Source organism: Thalassotalea euphylliae (assembly GCF_003390375.1).
Lineage (GTDB): Bacteria > Pseudomonadota > Gammaproteobacteria > Enterobacterales > Alteromonadaceae > Thalassotalea_F > Thalassotalea_F euphylliae_A.
The window spans coordinates 3,895,752-3,917,314 of sequence record NZ_QUOT01000001.1; the positions used below are offsets into that span (position 1 = coordinate 3,895,752).

16 protein-coding genes are annotated in these 21,563 nt (G+C 42.8%); 9 read left to right on the forward strand and 7 right to left on the reverse strand.

Going from position 1 to position 21,563, the window contains the following annotated elements; genetic code table 11:
• Positions 1-110 precede the first annotated feature (110 nt).
• The 3 genes from DXX94_RS17085 to DXX94_RS17095 all read left to right on the forward strand — a co-directional run bounded on the left by DXX94_RS17085 (position 111) and on the right by DXX94_RS17095 (position 2,162).
• Positions 111-644 (forward strand): elongation factor P hydroxylase, encoded by a 534-nt coding sequence (locus DXX94_RS17085; protein WP_116017749.1) that lies wholly within the window; start codon positions 111-113, stop codon positions 642-644.
• Positions 645-654: 10 nt separating this feature from the next.
• Entirely contained in the window at positions 655-1,812 is a 1,158-nt protein-coding gene (locus tag DXX94_RS17090; RefSeq protein WP_116018619.1) for an ATP-NAD kinase family protein, read from the forward strand.
• Between the two features lie 77 nt (positions 1,813-1,889).
• Entirely contained in the window at positions 1,890-2,162 is a 273-nt protein-coding gene (locus DXX94_RS17095) for a YfcL family protein (RefSeq protein WP_258872198.1), read from the forward strand.
• Between the two features lie 18 nt (positions 2,163-2,180).
• On the opposite strand, the gene mnmC is transcribed toward DXX94_RS17095, so the two are convergent.
• Positions 2,181-4,217: a bifunctional tRNA (5-methylaminomethyl-2-thiouridine)(34)-methyltransferase MnmD/FAD-dependent 5-carboxymethylaminomethyl-2-thiouridine(34) oxidoreductase MnmC gene (gene mnmC / locus DXX94_RS17100; protein WP_116017753.1), complete on the reverse strand. Its 2,037-nt coding sequence runs from the start codon at positions 4,215-4,217 to the stop codon at positions 2,181-2,183.
• A gap of 248 nt (positions 4,218-4,465) precedes the next feature.
• On the opposite strand from mnmC, the gene fabB reads away from it, so the two are divergent.
• Positions 4,466-5,680: a beta-ketoacyl-ACP synthase I gene (gene fabB / locus DXX94_RS17105; RefSeq protein ID WP_116000899.1), complete on the forward strand. Its 1,215-nt coding sequence runs from the start codon at positions 4,466-4,468 to the stop codon at positions 5,678-5,680.
• A 311-nt stretch (positions 5,681-5,991) separates the two neighbouring features.
• Positions 5,992-6,732 carry a hypothetical protein gene (locus DXX94_RS17110; protein ID WP_147302310.1) on the forward strand — a complete coding sequence of 247 codons (741 nt, stop codon included), beginning with the start codon at positions 5,992-5,994 and terminating at the stop codon, positions 6,730-6,732.
• Positions 6,733-7,105: 373 nt separating this feature from the next.
• Here the strand turns inward: DXX94_RS17110 and DXX94_RS17115 are convergent, their stop codons facing one another.
• From DXX94_RS17115 to DXX94_RS17125, 3 genes are all read right to left on the reverse strand, one after another.
• Positions 7,106-8,566: a wax ester/triacylglycerol synthase domain-containing protein gene (locus tag DXX94_RS17115; protein ID WP_116017757.1), complete on the reverse strand. Its 1,461-nt coding sequence runs from the start codon at positions 8,564-8,566 to the stop codon at positions 7,106-7,108.
• Between the two features lie 140 nt (positions 8,567-8,706).
• Positions 8,707-9,390 (reverse strand): TetR/AcrR family transcriptional regulator, encoded by a 684-nt coding sequence (locus DXX94_RS17120; protein WP_116017759.1) that lies wholly within the window; start codon positions 9,388-9,390, stop codon positions 8,707-8,709.
• A 78-nt stretch (positions 9,391-9,468) separates the two neighbouring features.
• Positions 9,469-10,686 carry a DUF445 domain-containing protein gene (locus tag DXX94_RS17125; RefSeq protein WP_116017761.1) on the reverse strand — a complete coding sequence of 406 codons (1,218 nt, stop codon included), beginning with the start codon at positions 10,684-10,686 and terminating at the stop codon, positions 9,469-9,471.
• 432 nt (positions 10,687-11,118) lie between these two features.
• Between DXX94_RS17125 and DXX94_RS17130 the strand changes: the two genes are divergently transcribed.
• A complete protein-coding gene (locus tag DXX94_RS17130) occupies positions 11,119-12,606 on the forward strand; it encodes a DUF3336 domain-containing protein (RefSeq protein WP_116018621.1) in 1,488 nt (495 codons plus the stop codon).
• 202 nt (positions 12,607-12,808) lie between these two features.
• Here DXX94_RS17130 and DXX94_RS17135 read toward each other — a convergent pair whose 3' ends face one another.
• The 3 genes from DXX94_RS17135 to DXX94_RS17145 all read right to left on the reverse strand — a co-directional run bounded on the left by DXX94_RS17135 (position 12,809) and on the right by DXX94_RS17145 (position 14,952).
• Complete coding sequence (locus DXX94_RS17135) at positions 12,809-13,324, reverse strand: XRE family transcriptional regulator (RefSeq protein ID WP_258872199.1); 516 nt, start codon at positions 13,322-13,324, stop codon at positions 12,809-12,811.
• Between the two features lie 647 nt (positions 13,325-13,971).
• Positions 13,972-14,529 carry a hypothetical protein gene (locus tag DXX94_RS17140; protein WP_116017763.1) on the reverse strand — a complete coding sequence of 186 codons (558 nt, stop codon included), beginning with the start codon at positions 14,527-14,529 and terminating at the stop codon, positions 13,972-13,974.
• Between the two features lie 57 nt (positions 14,530-14,586).
• A complete protein-coding gene (locus DXX94_RS17145) occupies positions 14,587-14,952 on the reverse strand; it encodes a phasin family protein (RefSeq protein ID WP_116017765.1) in 366 nt (121 codons plus the stop codon).
• A 272-nt stretch (positions 14,953-15,224) separates the two neighbouring features.
• Here DXX94_RS17145 and DXX94_RS17150 point away from each other — a divergent pair, with 272 nt between their 5' ends.
• The 3 genes from DXX94_RS17150 to DXX94_RS17160 all read left to right on the forward strand — a co-directional run bounded on the left by DXX94_RS17150 (position 15,225) and on the right by DXX94_RS17160 (position 21,516).
• Complete coding sequence (locus DXX94_RS17150) at positions 15,225-16,382, forward strand: 4-phosphoerythronate dehydrogenase (protein ID WP_116017767.1); 1,158 nt, start codon at positions 15,225-15,227, stop codon at positions 16,380-16,382.
• Positions 16,383-16,429: 47 nt separating this feature from the next.
• The gene (locus DXX94_RS17155) at positions 16,430-17,446 is read left to right on the forward strand and encodes an aspartate-semialdehyde dehydrogenase (RefSeq protein ID WP_116017769.1); all 1,017 of its coding nucleotides are present in this window, start codon (positions 16,430-16,432) and stop codon (positions 17,444-17,446) included.
• Positions 17,447-17,712: 266 nt separating this feature from the next.
• Complete coding sequence (locus DXX94_RS17160) at positions 17,713-21,516, forward strand: FimV/HubP family polar landmark protein (protein WP_116017771.1); 3,804 nt, start codon at positions 17,713-17,715, stop codon at positions 21,514-21,516.
• The last annotated feature ends 47 nt before the right edge of the window (positions 21,517-21,563 follow it).

Sequence of the window (21,563 nt, forward strand, 5' to 3'; positions counted from 1 at the left end):
TCCTGAAGTAAAGCCAAGGGTTAACCCCCTTGGCTTTTTTCGTTAAAATAGCCGGAAATTTCACTCTCCAGCATATTGCTGGCGCTGTATTTTTTTAGACCTGAAGTTTAATGCACCAGATTGACGACATCATTTCGATTTTCAACAACACTTTTTTTGATTCATTTAATACCAAGTTGGTTAAAGGTAAAGACGAGCCAATTTATTTGCCGGCTGATGACACTGTAGATCATCATCGAATTATTTTTGCCCATGGCTTTTATGCCAGTGCGTTGCATGAAATTGCGCATTGGTGCATTGCTGGCCCAGACCGCCGATTGTTGGAAGATTTTGGCTATTGGTATGAACCCGATGGCCGAACTGAAATGCAACAAAAAGAATTTGAAAAAGTTGAGGTTAAGCCGCAAGCGGTGGAGTGGGCGTTATGTGCTGCTGCGGGTAAAAACTTTAGAGTGTCAGCGGATAACCTCAACGGCGCTGAGCCTGACTATCAAGGGTTTAAAAACTCAGTGTTTGAGCAAGTTAAGACTTACCTCGTTGATGGCTTTCCTGTTCGTGCCCAGCAATTGATGGCAGCCTTATGTGAGTTCTACCAAACCAATATACCTAGCAGTGAACATGATTTTGTTAGGGTATCACCATAAGCAGGAAGTTATGAAACAAGCATTCAAGCTAGGTTTTATTGTTAATCCTATCGCGGGGATAGGCGGCAGCGTTGCATTAAAGGGTAGTGATGGCGAAGGTATTGCACAGCAAGCACTGCAACTTGGTGCGACAGCTAAAGCCAATCAAAGGGCGGCAACTGCACTTTCGGTACTAAAACCATACCAAGAGCAAATTCAAATCTTTACCGCTAGTGGTGATATGGGCGAGAACTGCGCTCGGGAGTTGGGTTTTAGTATTACCAATGTTTACCAAGCGCCACTGCAATCATCAGCTAGCGATACCGAAAATACGGTTGCAGCACTAGTTGCTGAAGGTGTTGATCTTATCTTATTTGCCGGCGGCGATGGTACAGCGCGCAATATTTGCCACCAAATTGAAACGTTGCAAGCTAATCGCAATATACCTGTGTTGGGTATTCCTGCCGGTTGTAAAATTCATTCCGGTGTTTATACGGTAACGCCCAAAGCTGCTGGCCGTGTTGTAGAGATGATGGTAACGAATCAGCTGGTTACGTTAACGGATGCCGACGTGATGGATATTGATGAAAGCTTGTTTCGCGACGGTGTTGTCAAAGCCAAACGTTATGGTGAAATGCAAATTCCGATGGAGCTGCGATACGTACAGGCCGTTAAAGCGGGTGGCAAAGAAGCAGACGAGCTTGTTTTACAAGATATTGCGGCACATGTGATTGATGAACTCGAAGACAGCCCCGCTGTTATTGGTTCAGGCTCAACAACCGCAGCCATTATGGATGAAATGGGAATCGACAATACATTGCTGGGTGTCGATCTAGTTCAAAGTGAAACGGTGGTAGCTAGTGATGTAACTGAGCCAGGATTGTGGGCGTTTGTTCAGCAACATCAATCAACGAGTGACGAGCCAATTAAGTTGGTGATTACTGTGATAGGTGGTCAAGGGCATATTTTTGGCCGAGGAAATCAGCAGCTTAGCCCTCGCATAATTAAGGCCGTGGGGAAAGACAATATTATTATTGTGGCGACCAAAAGGAAACTCGCTAGCTTAAATGCAAGGCCGCTAATTGCTGACACCGGTGATGATGAGCTCGATCAGGCCTTAGCGGGTTATTTGCCGATTGTTACTGGCTATCGTGATCAAGTGTTATACCCTATTGCTAGCCCGCTTTGATCGGCAGAGTGCCTATTTCTATGAGCCTTATTCTCAATCTTTATCATTAGTAATTTTAGTTTTATTCGGAGCAAATTGTGACGTTCGCTAACCTTTCAGAGTTATATCTTCATTTTGACCAACTGGCAGAGCATGATGCCGATGCCGATACACTTTTTGCCTCTAGCTATATTCGAGGCTTTGTTTCTTTGGTGGCGAGCGAAACAGGTGATGAGTCACAACCCCTTAGCAGTCAGTTAGCAGCCAGTGTGACAGCGCAGCTAAGCAAAGCGAAAGCTGAGCTTTCGCCGCAAGACCAAGTGATCGTTAGCAACTATTGGCAGTCTCTATTGACGAGTTTTTCGCTTTAAAACCATCATTTTAAACGCTTAGCTCGCAGCGTACTTACCTTTGATAATATCTTTAATAACAAAGCGATTAGCGGCTAAATTAAAACGCATTTTACTAGGCAAAGGGTAGGGCTGGTTGCATAAATCAGCCACTATCATATCGCTCACTAACGGTGCTGAACACAACCCGCGAGCACCAAGTCCTGATATTACATAAAGGTTTGCGTAATAAGGAGCTGGCGAATTGATTTTCCAGTGCTTATCTTGTGCCAATTTTCCATACAAAGCAGGGTACTCGTCTGTTTTCGGCATTGGACCAGCAATCGGTAAATGATCTGGCGTCATCGCTCTTAAACGAGCCTTTTGGCCAACGATACTGCTTTGAGTAATCGTTTCAAGCTCTGGCATGCTTTGGCTTACCATCTTGATATTGTAGGTATTATCGGCGCTGCGAACCTCAATATCTCTGTCGTTTTTGTCAAATGTGGCACCAATGCAGAATTTTTCGTTATTAGCCGGTGTCATATAGCCTTTATGGCAGATCACTGTGTTTAATTGATGATCGGGGCTCGCAATAGCGACTTCAGAAACTTGGCCACGCACAGGGTATTGCGGCAGTTCGCTGATCGGTGCGAGTTGATCGCTATCAGCGCCACCACAAATCACTAACGTCGATGCGACAAGCTCTCCCTTATTGGTTTGTAGTTGCCAGCGCTGGTCGTCAAGTTGGGTTAACTGCTCGACCTTGGTATTGGTACGAATTTTCACTTGGCCAATCTTACTTGCAGCGTCAAACAATGCGCTAACGAGCTCTGCTGGCGCAATCCAGCCAGCCTGAGGAATAAACATGCCGCCGTTGGTGAGGGTTACACCGGCAATTTGTGAGGCTTGCTGTGCGTCTAAACTGTGAATAATATCGTGCGGCCATACAGGCGCACTCGCAAATTTTTCTTGGCGCTTTTGTAAAGCCTCTTTGTATGAAAGCTCAAGTAAGCCGCACCAAGCGTGAGCAAAGTCGTACCCTTGGGCAACTAGCTCATCATAAAAGGCACGAGCCCTAGCTAATGCGTGTACATAGAATTCACTGATTTCGTCGCGCTGTAGATGAATGAGTGGATACAAGGCGCCTATTGCATTGCTTGAAGCACCTTGTGCAATCGCTTCGTCTTTGCAAATCACACTAACTTTTACCCCTTTCTGGGCAAGCTGATAAGTTAAACAAGCTGCGGCAATGCCACCACCGATAATCGTCACGTGTTGCGCTTTGGGCTGGTTGGGTCTGAGTAAGTACCCTTTGCCAGAATTTGGAGATTGTTGAAACTTCGCCACTAAGGTTTGGTTTTTTTTACCTGCGGTCTTTTTCTTGGCTACGCGAAAACCAACGTGGGTAAGACGGCGACGAACAAACCCCGCAACGGTAAAGGTTGCTAACGTTGCATCTTCTGCCGACAGGCGAGCGATTTGCTCGAATAATGCTTCACTCCACATCGCTGAGTTTTGTGAAGGCGAAAAGCCATCGAGGTACCAAGCGTTTATTTTGGCGTGTTTGGCTAGCTTCAACTTGGCAAAACCTTGCGTTGCATCGTCAAATAAAATCGTTAATTTGAGTTTGTTGTTAAATAGCGAAATATCACATCGTTGTTGTGGGCGAGCAGGGTATTGCGCTAGCACTTTTGCTATTAGTGGTTGTAAATCAGTCCACATGGCTAAGCTTTGCTTGATACTTTCACCAGATAAGGGGTATTTCTCAACACTAGTAAAGTGCACATCTGTAACTTTATCGTCACCAAGCTTAGCGATTAACTGCTGCATTTTTGCGGCGGTTAGGAAGAAGTTCAAGCCAGTGCCAAAGCCTGTCTCGCCAATAATTAGTGGGGTGTTTGTCTCTAGTAGTCGCTCACTAATTTGGTTGCCACGCAGGAAAACTTGCTCGCTTTGTTGGCAGCCAGATTCAGTATCAAAATAAATATCGTCAAACTGTAATGAATATGGGGCACCATTGTCTTGGTAGGCTATATTATGAAAGTCTTCAGGTGAGTCTTTAGACGCGTTGTGATTATTGCTAGTTTGGGTCACAGGAACTAATGAGAATGAATCGATCTTATTAATATTTTAACGCGTAACAACAGTCAAAGTCATTGTCAAAAATAGCGACAATGCGCCAGTGATGAATTATGCTGGAATGCGCTGGGTGAATCGGCGAGCAGGTGCGTTATTCATGGTTGAAAATAATTCAGCGTACATTTGTACACTGGATAGACCAGCCTGAGTAAAAAAACTCGCTATGATATGCCCGTTTTTACAAATTATTATGGTTTAGATAAATGAAACGTGTCGTGATCACAGGATTGGGTGTTGTATCAAGTATAGGTAATGACGCCAAGGAAGTTTTAACATCATTAAAAACAGGGCGCTCTGGTATTACTCGCTCAGAAAGCTTCGCCGAAGTTGGCTTGCGCAGCCAAGTTTGGGGCAAACCAGAAATTACCTTAAAAGACCACATCGATCGCAAAGCGATGCGTTTTATGGGCGATGCCTCTGCTTACGCATACATTGCAATGAATCAAGCCATTGAAGACGCAAAATTAACACCAGAACAAGTTTCGAATATTCGCACTGGTATTGTTGCTGGCTCTGGTGGCGCATCATCGGCAAACGTGGTTTCGTCAGCAGATACTTTACGTGAAAAAGGCGTAAAACGTGTTGGTCCTTATGCCGTGCCTAAAACCATGTCGAGCACGATTTCTGCGTGTTTAGCAACACCGTTCAAAATTCTTGGTGTGAACTATTCAATTAGTTCCGCTTGCGCAACATCAGCGCACTGTATTGGTCATGCAATGGAGCTTATTCAGTTAGGTAAGCAAGACATCGTATTTGCAGGCGGTGGTGAAGAAGTGGACTGGTCACTCGCCATGATGTTTGACGGTATGGGCGCTTTATCTACCAAGTACAACGAAACACCAGAGCAAGCTTCTCGTACCTATGATGCAGATCGCGATGGCTTTGTTATTTCAGGTGGCGGCGGTATGGTCGTAGTTGAAGAACTTGAACACGCGCTTGCACGTGGTGCCCATATTTATGCTGAAATAGTAGGCTATGGCGCAACTTCAGATGGTTACGACATGGTGGCCCCAAGTGGTGAAGGTGCTGTGCGCTGTATGGAAATGGCTATGCAAGATGTTGAAGGTGACATTGATTACTTAAACACCCATGGCACTTCAACGCCAGTTGGTGATGTGAAAGAGCTAGGTGCGATTCAACAAGTATTTGGTGAAAAGTCGCCGATGATCAGTGCGACCAAAGCCATGACTGGCCACGCACTTGGCGCTGCTGGTGTACACGAAGCTATTTACTCAATCTTGATGATGGAAAACAACTTTGTTGCGCCATCAATCAATGTCAACAACTTAGATGAAGAAGCACAGGGCTTGAACATCGTTACTGAAGCGCAAGATGCAGAGCTGAACTTAGTGATGTCAAACAGCTTTGGTTTTGGTGGTACAAACTCAACACTTGTGATGAAAAAATATCAATCATAAGTGGATTAGCTTTTCACCTGTAAAGGTAGCATCGGTTTAGTCGGTTAATTTTATAGTTTATAAGATTGATACTAAACCGTAACGTAAGCCCCGTTAGCCCAATTTTTATGGGTTACGGGGCTTCTTAACAATAACGCCCACTCAAAATGAAGCGCAGTTCATTGCTCTGTTTATATATTGCAAACTACACAGTCCCTTGTTTGTATTGTCACTGTTTCTAGAGAAATACCGAAAATCACTCGATTGTCGATATCCGAATCAAAATTGATTTAGTATCATGAGGTTAGTCTTTTTTTGATGATGGATGGACAGTGCAGGAACAACAAACTCATTGGCAGAAATGCAAACTATATTTCACTCGGCTGGCCATTAAGCTCGCGATGCGTTTTAAGTGGCTTAAAGCGGCTCGTTATAGCCAAGATGAGTTAAATGAGTTGCTCGCTGCCAACTTTCCACAAACCATCCCATTACCTATCGCCAATAGTCAGGGAGAGCTGACAATACTTAATGCTGAGCTGACGATGCCCCTAGCGCAAGATAAACTGCATATTCAACTGCTTTGTGCCATGAATATTAGTGTCGCGCAGCGCGACATTTATCGTGCCCATTTGGTTGCCACAGGCAGTGTGCTGCCTTATTTCGACACCGAAGAGCGGGTAATACGAATTCGAGACATGCAGCTGGCTGAAATTCGCTTAGTGAACGATGATTATGCTTTTATTGGCTCAACAACAGACTTAGTGACCTTGTTTATGCCAAAGCCGTTCAAGTACTTGTTGCTAAGTACTGTGAAATTAACCTTTTCGCTGCTTAAAGGCGTTGTGCCTAACGACCTATTGAATTACTTAACTCTTTACTCGTCGGGCAGTAAGCAACGAGTGCTCGACTATCATAAACCAGAAATAGAAAACACCTTGGTCGATAAAGTAGAGCAAGAAGACTGGTTTTACGAGCTTGATGAAAGTGACTTTGAAGAGCAGATATTTGCTGAATACGGTCAACATATTGCAGTTGAAGATGGGCACTTAGTGTTTAAGTTTTATCTAGACTAATACCAATTTCATTATTACTTAATCTTTGTGACAGGTTAAAACGCTCATTAGCTAGGTTGTTATTTTTGAAATTAGAGCAACTAACTAGTTACCAAAAAATAGTGCTTGCCTAAATAGATACTGTTACCTAGGTTTCGTATGTAGTTACTTAGGTGTAGCTACTTGGTTTTGCAGGGAGCATAAAGCCTGTGTTTATAAACCTTTTTCCCACCCCATAATTGATCAATTCATTAATTCTATTGGCACAAAAAAGGGTTAACTTAAGTTAACCCTTTCAAATAGAGGAAGTGGTAAATTGAATGCCTGTTTGGATTCAACGCCAGTGATGCAAAATAACGCACATAAGGGGCATTATGTGCGAGTAGCATATCCGTTAGGCAACATTCACTTTGTTGTCCTGAAATTCGTCTTCAATCACGCATTGCGAGCCAAATCTAGCTAACTCGCCAAGATCATCAGTGGTTAACTCAGGGTTGTTAACACTGTCTGATAAGAGTTCAAATGCCTCCTGAAAATAGCTAGCAAGTGGCTCGAGAGATTTAATTTTTCTGTCAGAGCATACTAAACCTATTTCTGCTTTATCGCGGTAAGTAAGTAGCGTGATGTTAACGCCACCACCCGGCGTTAACACCGAGATTGGGTAAAAGTTATTAACGCGACTGCCACCAAAGTAAAGATCTTGTCTTGGGCCTGGTACATTGGAAATCAGAATATTACCAATAGGGCGATGCAAATCTGACAACTTTAACGCTTCAAAAACTAACGCAAACCCTTGAATCACGATAGTGTAAGCGGTGAGCGCTGCCGGGTTGATACGGCGTGCTACTTTTTTCACTATGCTGTGATTTTCAATAATTTGACGTAAGCGGCGATATGGGTCTTTTTGGCCATAAGCTAGCTGTACTGGCAAAATGGCAATTTTATTACCACCAGCGGCTTCTCCTGGGCGGCGCAAGTTGATTGGCATTTGCGTGATCAATGGCCGACCAAATTGTTGACCATGATCTTTTAAGAATTTATGGACCCCAATATCAAAGCAACAGAGGAAAACTTCATTCACAGATGCCCTCAGTTGAATAGCCAACTTCTTAACCTCAGTAAAGTCCAAGTGGGTAGTGGCTACCACTCTACCAGCAGTAACTTGGCCTGTTAGCATGGTTTTAGTGCCCGCAAACGGGATTGGCATGTAAACAGGGTTTATTCGCAAGATCTTCAGCAGCAAGAAGAAGGTAATAATGCCTAAGTTTACAACTGTCACTAAACTGAGCCAAAGTGCTTTGATCGCTACCGCAAATGGGTTTTGTGCCACTCTTGGCTTAGATTCTCGTGGTTTTGCCCAAAACGGAATAAACTCTTCGTCGGCACTTTTGGGATATGCCGCTTGTAACCAAGTGATCAACGATGCGCCGTCGCCATACATATGATGAATTTTGAAGTAAATGGCAAACTCTTGACTATCAGGTGCTTCAATAATATGCAGTTGCCACAACGGTTTATCGCGATCAAGCATAGGCTCGTGTAGCTTGGCCGTGAAATTATGCAGCGCGACTTTGTCTTTGATATCCTCAACTTGATGAAACTTAACGTGGTATTCCATGTTAAGGCTGCTTACCGCTTTAAACCTAAGCGCGATATGACCAAATGCAATAACCCGTTGATTATAAGGCGCAACCCCTTGATCGTGCTGCCTTAACTTATTGGCAAGCTGCTGACAATAGTCGTCAGCCGCGCCTTCTGGCTTAGTTAATATTTGTAAACACGCGACGTGTTTAGGGTTATCAGTTGTCTCGGTGAGCCAAAACGAGCGATCTAGTAAGGATAATCTTTTTGCCATAATAACTTCCTCTTAGTTATGGGTTTACTACATGCTTTTTGTTTGCCAATTACTATTTATTTGTCGATTAGTTCTTTACTAATCATAGTTGCCATCTTCATTATTGGTGCACCTGGCGCCAAAAGAATGAAAATAGCAGGTCAAGAAGTGGCGAGCTTCTCTAACAAATTTTCGCCTTGCTGGTCATCACTGGAGTTTGCTGCCTGCCGACTAACCGCGGCAATGGCATCTGCGCGCTCTTGTTCATTAAGTGTTAAGTAAGGCGCAATCGCTTGATAAATCCAACCAAGACTTTGCAAACTGGCGTCTTCCATCGCCACGTCTTTACTGGTTAAGTGAAAATAATTTTGCGATTGGGTGAAAATAAGTGTGATTAATTGCGTTAACGATCGTCGCTGCTCAGGTGTGGCTTGGAGAATTTGCTGCTCTTGAAAATGATCGAGAATGACGGCCACAGCCTGTTCTTTGCTTTTAAGTAGTTTATTAAAATTACGCGAAATAGCTGGGTATTTCAGAATTAAATCGGTTGGATTGCGGTAAATAAATCGATAAATGTTACCGCTTTCTAATAACTGGTATAGGTAATAAAAGAAGCTTTCAATGGTGAGTTTGTCGCTACTGGGAGAAACCAATATTTTACTGGTTTTAGCTAGATAAATATCAAACAGGGCGCTGACAATTACTTCCTTACCACGGAAGTGGTAGTACAAATTGCCAGGGCTAATATCCAACTCAAGAGCGATGTCGACACAGGTGACATTCGCCTCTCCTTGCTGGTTAAATAACTCTAGGCTAGTCAGCAGAATTTTTTCTGCTGTTTTCATTGTTCTTTATCCATTATCAGAACCCCTATTTCATGTTTACCTTGGTCAACGTCCTTTATTGAGCATAGGCTTACATTGCTATGTTGGCATAAAAATATACATCAGCTGTATTACGCCAGCTAAGCCACCTAGCACAGAGCCAGTGACTATTAATTTCCACTCGTCTTGCTTGTATGCTGGTCGCAGCACATTTTCAAACTCTGCTGGAGACAACGACTGCATTTTTTCGCGTAAATCATCGCCAATATTGAGTGCCGAATCGGCGTAGTCGTGCATATAAAGCAAGAATTTTTCTGAGCTATCAAAAATGCGTTTTACCGCGAGCGCTTTCATTTTGAAATAATTGTCGGCACCTAAGCCAAGACCAATATAAGGTTGACCAATAGCAACATAGCGTTCTATGGCGTCATTGACATGCAGTTCAACAAGTTCCCAAAGTTGCTCGGCGCCAGAGCCATAAAGCACGGTACTAATGATGTTTTCCGAATTCATCAGTTTGCGCTCGATCAGATGTGAGTACACTTTGGCAACTTCATCTTGGCGCTTTAAAAACATACCTTGCAGATTCCAAGGACCAATTTTTATGGGATCTTTCGGTTCAAAAATGATTTGTAGGGCGATCCAGTTAGTTAGGTAGCCGACCAGTAGTCCACCAAGCGGTAAAATCCACCAATCCTGGAAGAAGTACCAACACACCATGGTCGGAATGCCTAGCAGAAAGCCAAAATACAAGCCTGAGCGGATAATAAAAGGGAATTCTTTGTTGCCAGCGGTCAAAAATATTTCGTTGATAAGGGCAGGGTGGGCGATTAGGTAATCAACGACTAATTCTTTGATATCGAGGATTTCGGTTGCATTGTGTTGAAAATCTCTGACTAGCTTTTCAACCACGTTGGGTATGTCTGCTTCAACGCGTGCGTAGACTAAATTTTTGCCTTGCGCGGGTAGTGATGCCCAGACCTTAGGCGCGGACTCTTGCATCACATCATTGATGATTTTTCTCAGCACTTGCTTGAGGCGTCGCTCTATTGCTTGGCTGATTTTATCTGGCTCTAGACGAGAAACTAGGTCTTCAACACTCAATAACTTACCAAGTAGTAAGTCTACCGATATTTCCGCCATTTCTTTGCGTTTTTGGGGGATGAGGCCTTGCCAGCCAAGATAAGGTGCTTTGATGCCGACAAATTGAATGGGGTAAAACATCATTTTGACGGCGAGATAATTTGTAAGCCAACCAACAATCGCACTGACAATAGGGATTAATAAAAGTAATTGGTGCTCAATGATCCATTCCATGCTTAAGTGCTGTACATCCTGACTCTGCGACTGCAAACATATTTAAAATACAAAGTAATACATAACCACTTCAACCGTGAAGTGTCAACGAAAAATATATTATATCCACTATTAGTATTGCAATTAAGGTAGGTTAATTTTATTCAACCATGATTTAAATCAATAAAAAACAACAGATTAAAAATAACTTTTCATAAAACAGTCGTTACATGCGAGTTTGATTAAGAGATTAAGTTAATTTAATGTTAATGGCTGATTTTTAAGCTTATTTATGTCTTATTAATGGTATAAATAAGATTTATTTGTTTCAGTTACACACACGAAAGCCCTGATTACGCAGTAAAAATAACCAATATTAGGTGGTTATTTCTAGAAAATTCGCGTTTACTTCGGGGTAACTAACAAGCGGATGAGCGATATCGAATGAGTATTATGGCTAATAGAAAGTTAAACGAAGTTGAAGTTGCCATTGGAAACGCTAAAACCTACCAAGAATATAAAGAGGCCAGCCTAGAGCATGATAGGCTATCTGGGGCTGATGAGTGGCGCGCAGAAGAAACGTGTAAGCTTTACGATTACAGCTTGATTCGCAAACGTGTTAATCGTATTCGTGATGCGAAAGCAAAAAAAGACTCAGCGGGATTAATGTTTATTTTGCATGAAGGTATTCATGGAAATTTAGGCAACATTGCCAACCCTGAGCTTAATCGCTTTGCGCGCATTGGCACTAAAGTCTTGATTGAAGAGTTTTTGGATGAAGTGTGCTCTGCGATGGAGTTTATTTTTAATGCCAAAGATGAAGAAGTCGACTTCTACGATAAACTGGCATTTTTTGAAGAAACCGCCCATGCCTACGGCCAAAGCTGCTTAATGTTAAGTGGTGGCGCTAGCTTAGGCTTCTTTCATGTCGGCGTTATTCGCACGCTAACTGAACACAATTTAATGCCCAATGTAATATCGGGTGCTAGTGCGGGTTCCATTATGGCGTCACTTATCGCCACACGTACCGATGAAGAACTACTCGATATTTTGACCTCAGAATCCATTTACGAGCGCTTTCATCAATGGGGGGTATGGCAGGGCTTTTTAAAAGATTCGCTGTTTGACAGTACGAATTTAGAAAATGCGTTAATTGAATTATTCGATTTAACCACGTTCGAAGAAGCTTATTTGAAAACCGGGCGTCATGTAAGCGTGACGGTTTCGCCTGCTGACTTGCATCAATATTCACGCTTGTTAAATGCTCGCACGTCTCCCAATGCGATTATCACGCAGGCGGTGCGTGCTTCTTGTGCCGTACCGTTTTTATTCTCACCAGTGCAATTAAAAGCAAAAAATCGCGCGGGTGAAATAGTGCCTTATATCCCTAATCGCAAGTTTGCCGATGGCTCCGTAATGGCAGATATGCCCTTTAATCGCTTAGCTCGTTTGTACGGTGTGAACCACAGTATTGTAAGCCAAATTAACCCACTAGCAGTGCCATTCTTACCGCGCACTAAGCAACATAGTACGGGTATTTTTGCGGTGACTAAGCGCCATGTTGCGAATATGGTTAAAACCAATAGTATTTATGCCTGTGACGTGGTTGAAAACATGGTTTCAGGTCGTACCGCTAAAATGGCAATCCACAAGGTGAGATCGGTTGTAGAGCAGCAGTACGTTGGTGATATTAATATCTTACCAGGTCGTAAAATTGCCAACTTAAAACACTTGTTGATGAACCCAACCGTGGAAAGCATAGATGCACTTACTCATATGGCAGAACGCGCGACATGGCGGCAATTGTCATTAATTGAGCGCAGCACACGGATCAGCAAAACATTTAGAGGCTACCTAAACCAATTAAGAGAGCAGGAAAAGCTGCGCTTGCATTGGAGTCATCAAGGCGGTGAAAGGCCAAGCATGCCGCCACAGGCTTAATGTAGCTGCGTCTTAACTTGAACTGTCAGATTTGATTAATCGGGCTCAATTAAATCTGACAGTCACATTTTCTGTCTGCAGCTGATGGTGGGAACGAGGCGTTACGTTGTAAGTATGAGTTGGCTAAAATTGCCGAGAAAAAGTGAGTTCCAGCCAACTGTCACACGTTTAACTTTAACTCATATGCGTTGCTTGCTGAATGTTACTCCGCTTTATGGAAATGTTGTTCTGCATAATCCGTTGTAATTTTGATGCCTTTTTCCATTTTTACAATGATCGCTTTATTAGCAAGTACAGTAAAGTCTTCTAACTTAACCTCAACACTCCCTTCAGCAACAGAAGCCAATTCATTTTCCCATATTGACTCAGTTGAAACGGTTAAAGGAACGCTTTTAGGAACAAAGATCTCAACATTATTGCGATATATTTGAATACTTTCATTTAGCGGAGCTTCCATTTCTTTTGCAGAGATAGAAATATCTGAGGCAATTGACGCAGATGTTAAGAACAAGCCACTTCCTAACGTTACAATAAGTGATAAGAGCGCTGTACCTTTCGCTTTGAAGTAGCTTTTGGTTTTTTCTGATTCTGAGTGAAATAGTTCACTTAGCTTTATCTCTAAACATGACGCCAACGCTTTTATTGTTTCAGGAGATCCAGTCCCATTATTTTCAACTCTTTGAATCGTTCTTAAACTCAAGGCACTTGCATCAGCCAAATGTTGCTGGCTTCAAGCTCTAGCTTTTCTCTCTTTTACAACTTTTTCAGAGTTAATCTTCATTTCCATTTTTTATTTCTCTCAAGAAAAGATTTGAGCTTTATCTTGTTAAGAAATTCCTATTTTGTATACGACACTGTTACGTCACCTTTACGTCAGGCGACTGCAATTGGGCATTAATGCCAAACCTTCTATAAAGATAGAGCAGTATATTATGTAGACGTTTCAGTAATGTCCATCTGCTGATAACTATGGGATAAAACCTCAGAACTACCTTTATCGGGAAATTATTGAGGCTAAATAGTGGTATTTAGCAATATGGTTGAAACTTTAGGTTAAAGTCTATTTTACTGACTAGCAGTCACCTTTGGAAAAGGCTAAAACTTAAGTGGGATCTGGACTTCTACAAATAAAAAAGAGGGGGATATTGGGCAATATTGCACTTGCTGATTAGCACAATATTTCAGTAAATTAATGCTGATTTACCCAAAACTGCACCCCATTGGCATTGAATGGTGACACTGTGAATGACCATAAATTTGCCATAATCGCTTGATTTTTGATCTAGTTACACAACTTACGGTAATACATAGCTGCAGAACAAGTTTCGTTAGCATTTACTAAGCTTTCAAATAGTAATGTGTTTACTATTCGGTAACCGGTTTAGCTTTTGCAGTTGAAGCTCGCGTTGTTCTTTTGATTGTTGTCGCTTTTTTCGCAGTAGCTGGCTTTCTCGCGGTTGTTTTACGCGGAGTTGCTTTTGCAGCAGGTTCTGCATCAGATTTTGTCGCAGCTTCTTTTTTTGCTGTCGCAGGCGTTGCTTTTGCAGTTGCTGCTTTAGCTGTTGTTTTCGATGTAGCGGTGACTTCTGCTAAACGAGCGTCGACCAGTTTAGTGATCGCTTCAGTCAAGGCATCAACTTTTGCTTCTAACTTAGCAAGTTTTGCATCAGCATCAGAATCAATACCTAGCTTGCTTTTTAAGCTCGCAAATTTCTCGTCAAGCTGGCTGTTGCTCTTAACTTTCTCTTTTAGATCCGATTCGATTTTTTCGCCGCTTTCAATCAAGTCGTTTACAAACTTGTTGGTGTCGTCCAAGGTTACTGCCACTTTGTTGGAAATATACTCCCAGCCTTTGGCGTAACCGCCAACGGTAGCGTAAAGCGCTTGACGACTCGCTTTTTCTAAATCCTTTATTTTGCTCATACTAGACTCCTAAAATGACAAGAACCGACAGCTTAGGCTGTCAGTTCTTAAACAAATTTACTTTTCAAGCTTACCTAACGCTTCTGTTAAGGTGTCAATTTTAGCTGAAAGCTCTTCGATTTTTTTGTTGGTGTCGTCGTTGTCTAAGCCTAACTTAGCACGTACTTCGCTAACGCGAGTTTCAACGTTTGTTTTAATGTTTTCTTTCTCGCTTTTGTACTTTTCTTTAGCGTCCTCTTCTAGCTTCTCACCTTTTTCAACAAGTTCGTTAAACATCTTAGTTGCTTCAGTGTTTAGCTTTTCGTATTGGCCTTGCGCTTCGTCAAAACCTTTTCCGTATGCACCAATGCCAGCTAACCAGATCTTGCGAGCTAACTCTTCAGCTTGGTTTACTTTATCTTTAATTGTGTCGACTGTTGACATGATTTCTATCTCCTTGGTTGAGTACGATTGAGATAATAAAAAAGTAAATTAGAAAGCGCTGTCTAAAGCGCAAAAAAATGTTGAATAATTTTGGGGTTTTGTTTTTAAGCTAGTAAAAACAATGGTTTATTGATTTTCCTCAATTACTGCTGAACTCAATAGTGCTTAGTTAATAGATTAGTTAAAAGAATTAACGAGTTAAATCAAACTGCAATCACTTGATTTGGGGTAGAATGCCGCGATTATCGTATTTAATGTACTTGTGACAAATTATGAAAATATTCTTCGATGAAAATATGCCGTTCGCACGTGAGTTCTTTTCTGAGCTTGGCGGCGAGCAACATCAGCTGGTTCCATTTAAAGGCCGCGAGCTAACTGCTCAGCAGTTGATTGATGCGGATGTGTTGCTTGTTCGCTCGATCACAAAAGTGAATGAGGCATTGCTTGCTGACGCCCAGCAATTAAAGTTTGTGGGTACAGCTACAATTGGCGTTGACCATATTGATCAGAAGTACTTAGCTGAGCGCAACATTAAGTTTTCATCGGCACCTGGCTGCAACGCTATTTCTGTAGCGGAATTTGTGATCAGTAGCTTGGTGGTGCTCGCCGAGCGATACCAATTATCATTATCTGATAAATCAGTTGGCATTGTCGGGGCTGGTAATACCGGTTCTAGGCTTGCTGAAAAGCTTAATGCTATAGGGATTCACTATAAGTTGTGCGATCCGCTATTGGCGGATGCTGGCGATAATCGCGAGTTTGTCTCATTAGACGAGGCGTTAGCCTGCGATATTGTGTCACTGCACGTGCCGCTGACTCGCAGTGGCGAACACCCAACCTTTCATTTGCTTGATGAAGCAAAATTGCATGCTTTTAACGAGCAGCAAATTCTGATTAACGCTTGTCGTGGTGAGGTGATTGATAACCAAGCGTTATTAGCACTCAAACAGCAAGGCCATGGGCTCACCTTAGTGATGGATGTTTGGGAAGGCGAGCCAAATGTGTTAACAGAACTTATCCCTTTTGCTGATTTGGCAAGCGCCCATATTGCTGGTTATAGCTTAGAAGGAAAAGCTCGTGGTACACAAATGTTGTATCAGGCAGTATGTCAAATGCTAGAAATTGAAGGTAATAAGCAGTTAGCTGACTTTTTACCTAAGCCAAATATTGGCAGTGTAAAATTAAATCCAGATAGAAAAAGAAATCAGGAATTTGATGAAATATTGCTAAACCAGTTAGTAAAAATGGTATACGATGTCAGACGTGACGATGGCATCTTTCGTCAACAACTCTCTCGCTTTGGCTTTGACCATATCCGAAAGAATTACCCAGTTCGTCGGGAATTTTCTTCGTTGGCAATTTCAGGCGAAAACAGCTCATTGAATACGCTGGTTCAACTGGGCTTTAATAGGCTGGCTGATAACGCCTAAAGATTAGTAAAAATAAGATAAACGTAAGATAGAGGAAGAAAAATAGCATGGCGCAAAAATATGATGTATGTGTACTTGGTGCAACGGGACTCGTGGGTAAAACCATTATTGAAATTCTTGAACAACGTGACTTTCCCGTAAACAAACTCTATCCACTTGCGAGTGCGCGCTCTGCTGGTCAGTTTATTGAATTTAACGGTGAAAGCATTGAAGTGCTTGATGCTGACAATTTTGATTGGAGCCAAGCGCAAATTGGTTTCTTCTCAGCAGGTGGTGCTACGTCAGCAAAATATGCCCCAATGGCAGGCGATGCAGGTTGTATCGTGATTGATAACACGTCAGAATTTCGTTACGAACCAGACATTCCGTTAGTTGTACCAGAAGTAAACCCTGGTGCACTAGCTGATTACCGCAATCGCAATATTATTGCTAACCCTAACTGTTCAACCATTCAGATGATGGTGGCGTTAAAACCAATTCAAGACGCTGCCGGTATTGATCGCATCAACGTTTGTACTTATCAATCAGTTTCTGGTGCGGGTAAGGAAGCAATGGATGAGTTAGCTAAGCAATGTGCTGACTTATTAAGTGGCAAGCCGGTTGAAAGCAAAAGCTTTTCACGTCAAATTGCCTTTAACGTAATCCCACAAATCGATGTATTCCAAGATAACGGTTACACCAAAGAAGAAATGAAAATGGTGTGGGAGACTAAAAAGATTTTTGGCGACGAAAATATTTTGGTTAACCCAACGGCTGTACGTGTACCTGTATTCTATGGCCACGCTGAAGCTATTCACATTGAAACTCGCACACAAACTTCAGCTGAAGAAGTAAAAGCCCTGCTCAGCCAAGCTCCGGGTGTGGTGTTATGTGAAGACGATCAAGACTTCCCAACGCAAATTGGTGATGCGAGCGGCAAAGACGAGACTTTTGTTGGTCGTATTCGCGAAGATATTAGCCACCCGAATGGTATTAACTTATGGGTTGTGGCAGACAATGTGCGCAAAGGGGCGGCAACAAACAGTATTCAAATTGCTGAGCTATTAATTAAAGAATACTTGTAATACACATTACAAAAATTCGTAAAGAAATAGAAGGGTTAGCCGTTAACATTAGCGGTTAACCCTTTTTTTGTTGCCGTTTATTTACGCTGTTCTTGGCAGAAAGTGATTGAATTCTTGATCAAGGACAGGGTTTTACCGCTTGCTACGCATATCTATTTATCGCTAGCATAGACGATAGCCGAGACTTGGAATAAACTTTGCTTTGCTCTAGCTGGGTGTAACCGCCAGTTTTTTGGCAATTTATTAGAATAATTAGGAAAGACTTAATGCTGCGCTTACTTAGCCTGTGCTTGTTGCAGGTGTTAATCGTTGGACTTTTATTGGCGAGTACGCCTTCGGTTTCAGCACAAGATACCGGAATTCGAATTCGCGGGCCCAAAAGCACAGATGTTTTTCCTCATGACCGCTATGGTCCTATAACCAGCAGCGATACACTATGGAAAATCGCGTTAGCGATCCGACCAGACCCTTCAGTGACGGTTTATCAAGTTATGCAGGCTTTGTATGAGATGAACCCAAATGCCTTTGCCGATAACAACCGTAACCACTTAATTAATGGCCAGTATTTACTGGTTCCACCGATTGAAAAAATTCGTCTGATTGACCCTTATATCGCCAAAAATAGTGCGGTAAGCGACGACAAAAAGTGGCAAGGAAAAATTGCCAAAAAAGCTGAGCCAGTGGTACCAATCAAACCGGAAGAATTGGTTGTTAAAAAGAAAGACCTAGACGCAGCTAAAGGCGAAATTAATCAACAACTACAAACCTATGACACCGAGCAGCGTCAAAAACTCGATACTATTCAACGTGATGTTTTAGACTCGATTGATGGCCTTCAAGCGATTTTGCAAGAAAATGAGGCGCTGCGTCAGCGACTTGCTAACTTCAATGACCAATTAACTTTAATGCAAGGTGAAGTGGCAAAAGGGCAAGAAGTTAAGGCACAAATGGACAGTATGCTGCAGCTGCAAAAAGAGTTGTTAGTAAAAGCTGAAGAGCGCGAACGCCAATTGTTGCTAGAAAAGCAGCAAGCCGAGCTTGAGCAGCAAAATTGGATGTCGAGCTTGTGGTTCAAAGTGCTAATGGGTACTTTGCCAGCACTATTAATCGCTGGCGTAATTGCCTTCTTTATTGGCCGTAAAAAGCAAGCAAAAGAAGAGCCAGTGGAAGAAATGACGCTGGAAAAACCAGCCGCGCCATCAGATATGCCACCAGAAGCTCCAGCGCAAGAAGTGGCAAGTGAAGCAATAGAGGAAGACTTATCACTTGATGGCGAGCTGTCGCTTGATGATGAGCTTTCCATTGATCTAACTGAGTCGGACGATGAAACAGATGATTTATTCTCTGATGATATCGACGATCTTGGTGATGACTTGCTTAATGATGATTTAAGCGATGAAGTTATTCATTTAGACGATGAGCTAGATGAACTAGATGACCTAGAAGATATTTCGCTTGATGATGACTTGGAAAAAGTTGAAGAAGAAAGTGAGCCGCTAGAAAGTGGTGAGCTCGATCAAAGCATGCTCGATGATCTGCTTTCGGGTGATGATGGTAGCGAGGATGGTGACGCAGATAATAAGGTAGAAGAGGAAGGCGAGGCACTTGATGGTGGTCAACTAGATCAAAGTGATCTTGACGATCTGCTTTCGGGGCTTGGCGCTGATGATGAAAGCTCAGCTGAAGATGAAGCTGACGATCTAGTTGCTCTAGAAGAAGATAGTGAGCCGTTAGCTGATGGTGAACTGGGACAAGATGACCTTGACGCATTACTTTCTGGTGCGACTGATGATGTTGCTGATGTCGATGCACCTGCTACGACCGAGGCAAGTACTGCTGATGAGATTCCAGACGGCGCCGATGTTACCGACCCAGACGATATTGATGCGCTTTTAGATAGTATCAATGACGATGCACCAGCTGCGCCAGAAGCAAGTGCCGCTGATGAGATTCCAGATGGCGCTGATGTTACCGACCCAGACGATATTGATGCGCTTTTAGATAGTATTGGTGACGATGCACCAGCTACGCCGGAGGCAAGTGCTGCTGATGAGATTCCAGATGGCGCTGAAGTTACCGACCCAGACGATATTGATGCGCTTTTAGATAGTATCAATGACGATGCACCAGCTGCCCCAGAAGCAACCGAAGCAAGTGCCGCTGATGAGATTCCAGATGGCGCCGATGTTACCGACCCAGATGATATTGATGCGCTTTTAGATAGTATTAATGACGATGCACCAGCTGCGCCCGAGGCGAGTGCTGCTGATGAGATTCCAGACGGCGCCGATGTTACCGACCCAGATGATATTGATGCGCTTTTAGATAGTATTAGTGGCGATGCACCAGCTGCGCCAGAAGCAACCGAAGCAAGTGCTGCTGATGATATTCCCGATGGCGCTGATGTTACCGACCCAGACGATATTGATGCGCTTTTAGAAAGCATTAATGGCGATACACAAGACAAGCCAGAAGCGCCCGGAGCAAATGCTGCTGATGAGATTCCAGATGGTGCTGATGTTACCGACCCAGATGATATTGATGCGCTTTTAGAAAGCATTAATGGCGATACACCAGCCAAGCCAGAAGCGACAGAGGCAAATGCTGCTGATGAGATTCCAGATGGCGCTGATGTTACCGACCCTGACGATATTGATGCACTTTTAGACAGCATTAATGGCGACAGTGAGACTCCGCAAGTATCACAAGTTGACGACAGTGATATGGAGATCACCGATCCGGACGATATTGACGCATTGCTTAACAGTATCAACGGTGAAATGGGTGATAGTGGTGCAGATTCTGATGCTAGCGACGCTGAATTGGCAGCCGATCAACTGGCAGAAAATATTGATGTAAATGATGCTGCTGATATCGACCAATTGTTAGATTCTGATGAAGAAGAATTGTCTGAACATCACGCACAAATAGAGGCATTTACCGAAGAATATGTGGCTCCATTTTTAAATGCCGACTTTAGCGACATGCATGGCGATGATACTGATGCTATGTCGGAGCCTACTGCTACTAATGACACAGTTGATGAAGCTCAACCAGAGGTGACAGAGCCAGAGCCTGAAGTGCAAGCTGAAGCTGACATGGCTGCAGATGAAATGTCAGATGACATTGATATCGACAACCTCATTGCCGATGTTCAGGCGGATCTTGATGAAGAGCAAGCTGAAGATGAACTCGATATTGGCGATGACTTGTTATCAGGTATTGAAACCAGTGATTTAGCGGCAGAAACTGAGCGTTCTGATTTAGATACGGAACTTGAAGCAGCTACTGATGACTTGCAGGGCATTGAAAATACCGAAGTATTGCAAGATAGCCAAGATGATATAACTGCGGATTTAGCAACTGATTTTGATGAATCAACCCTGTCAGAATTGCTTAATGACGAAAAAGACGTTGATGCGACGGTAGAACTATCGCCGGACTTTACTGACAGCAATGTACTTGCCGATTTGTTAGCTGAAGGCGAAGCTGAACGAGAAGAAGTCACAGAAGCGAATGAAATAAAAGATATTCAAGAGCTTGATAGCTTAGACTTTGATGAACTGCTGGCCAATATTGAAGAAGAGTCAACATCATCTGATGACGACAGCGGCTTTGATTTATCTGACGAGTTAGATATTGGTGATGAACTTGTGATTGAAGACAGTCAAGCGCATGATAACCCGTTAGCAGATGAGCTGGAGAATGAGTTAGAAATTGATCTGCTTGATGATACAAGTCAAACGTCACAATCAAATGAAAATAAGGACGATGACTTTGTTTCCGTTGATTCTCTGTTATCTGATAGCTTACAGCCAAGTACCAGCGAGCCATATCAAAAAACTAATATCGACGTTGGCTTAAATGAATTCCCAGAATTTACCAACGACGTAAATGATATTGACGTTGATGATGACGATAACGGAATTACCGCTAAATTAGATCTCGCTAAGGTCTATTTAGAAATTGGCGACAATGAAAATGCAGAAGTCATCCTAATGGATGTCGTTGATAACGGTGATGCTCAACAGCAATACGAGGCGCAGCAATTGTTGGAAAACCTTAAATAACTCGCTAACCCTTGATTAACCTTATCTAGAATGAGGCAGCCAACGAA

Coding starts and splice junctions, on each gene's coding strand:
- DXX94_RS17085 (WP_116017749.1), top strand. CDS start 111: ATGCACCAGATTGACGACATCATTTCGATTTTCAACAACACTTTTTTT.
- DXX94_RS17090 (WP_116018619.1), top strand. CDS start 655: ATGAAACAAGCATTCAAGCTAGGTTTTATTGTTAATCCTATCGCGGGG.
- fabB (WP_116000899.1), top strand. CDS start 4,466: ATGAAACGTGTCGTGATCACAGGATTGGGTGTTGTATCAAGTATAGGT.
- DXX94_RS17115 (WP_116017757.1), bottom strand. CDS start 8,566: ATGGCAAAAAGATTATCCTTACTAGATCGCTCGTTTTGGCTCACCGAG.
- DXX94_RS17120 (WP_116017759.1), bottom strand. CDS start 9,390: ATGAAAACAGCAGAAAAAATTCTGCTGACTAGCCTAGAGTTATTTAAC.
- DXX94_RS17125 (WP_116017761.1), bottom strand. CDS start 10,686: ATGGAATGGATCATTGAGCACCAATTACTTTTATTAATCCCTATTGTC.
- DXX94_RS17130 (WP_116018621.1), top strand. CDS start 11,119: ATGGCTAATAGAAAGTTAAACGAAGTTGAAGTTGCCATTGGAAACGCT.
- DXX94_RS17140 (WP_116017763.1), bottom strand. CDS start 14,529: ATGAGCAAAATAAAGGATTTAGAAAAAGCGAGTCGTCAAGCGCTTTAC.
- DXX94_RS17145 (WP_116017765.1), bottom strand. CDS start 14,952: ATGTCAACAGTCGACACAATTAAAGATAAAGTAAACCAAGCTGAAGAG.
- DXX94_RS17150 (WP_116017767.1), top strand. CDS start 15,225: ATGAAAATATTCTTCGATGAAAATATGCCGTTCGCACGTGAGTTCTTT.
- DXX94_RS17155 (WP_116017769.1), top strand. CDS start 16,430: ATGGCGCAAAAATATGATGTATGTGTACTTGGTGCAACGGGACTCGTG.
- DXX94_RS17160 (WP_116017771.1), top strand. CDS start 17,713: ATGCTGCGCTTACTTAGCCTGTGCTTGTTGCAGGTGTTAATCGTTGGA.